Origin of the sequence: Methylosinus sp. R-45379, assembly GCF_001644125.1 — a bacterium.
Taxonomy (GTDB): Bacteria; Pseudomonadota; Alphaproteobacteria; order Rhizobiales; family Beijerinckiaceae; genus Methylosinus.
Genome location: NZ_LUUM01000180.1, coordinates 1 through 1,069, shown reverse-complemented (window position 1 = coordinate 1,069; position 1,069 = coordinate 1). Strand labels below are relative to the sequence as shown.

At 44.5% G+C, this 1,069-nt stretch carries 1 protein-coding gene; it reads left to right on the top strand.

Features of this window, described 5'->3' with window-relative positions; translation table 11 throughout:
• Positions 1 to 114: 114 nt before the first annotated feature.
• Positions 115 to 1,069, top strand: a 955-nt coding sequence (locus A1351_RS24605; protein ID WP_157096201.1) for a protein NO VEIN domain-containing protein, incomplete at its 3' end; no start/stop codon positions are given.

Genomic DNA, 1,069 nt, shown 5'->3' with positions numbered 1-1,069 from the left:
TGCTATGAGTGGATGTTTGGCCAGTAACGCGAGTTTTTCTGAGCTTCAAGCGTAGATGACATCACTCTAAAAACGTGCTCAATTGAGCCTCCTTTCACGCGGAGGGGCACGCCCGTGGTCAAATTCGTTGCTATCAAGATTAATTATGACGATCGTACGTTGGCTGCCGAGTCAAAATACGCTGTTCCAGTGGATAAAATCGATTATCAGAGATTTATTGATAGATTTGAGAATGATAAGGTTGGTGGATATGGTTTTCACGAGTGCCTGAATTTCCAAATTAAAACCGGTGGCCCGGTGCAAGCATATTTGCCCCCTACGGGGCTACCTAAGGACACAAATAGCGAATACGTTATTTTCAGTTTCACGTATCGTGGCGATCATTTGGTTCCTTCTGCTGTGTTAGGCGTGCATGGAGGAGCAAGAATCATTAGCAAAGAAGGCATTTCAAGGCCTGGCGCGTCTCCAATTAGTGGAGTAGGCGAGTTGACATATCATCTGGAGGCCGAGCCCGAGCTTGTGACGCTATTTAGTAGCCCACTTGATTACGACCCATTAGGTAATCGCTATACAATTAATTATAAGAAATGGGGCAATGGATTGCGCTACATAACGTCAGAATTCGCAGCAAATATTTTAAACGATGCGCTTATTAAGGCATATAGTGATTTAAACAATGGGTCTGAATCGTATAAGCATTTTGTTGAGCGTGGTATAAAAGTAATTAATCAGATTATTTCTCAATATGGGCTTAGAGGATCGTCGTTGGACAACAAAGGCTGGTCCAGCCATGGAGGCCGAATAGGTGGAAGCTTGCCGGATAAGCTCTTGGGCGAGAAGGGAGAGCGGCTTATTTATGAGCGAGAAAGAGAGTTTGCTATCGAGCAAGGCTTTAGTCCGGATAAAGTTAGTTGGGCCGCGCAGGTGGTCCCAAGCTTACCATACGATATAGAGACGATTAGGCGGACACCTGATGGGAGCCGGTCGCACTTCATCGAAGTGAAATCAACAACGCTTGACGAATTAACAAATATATATATATCAAGCTACCAAATCGAGCATATGAAAG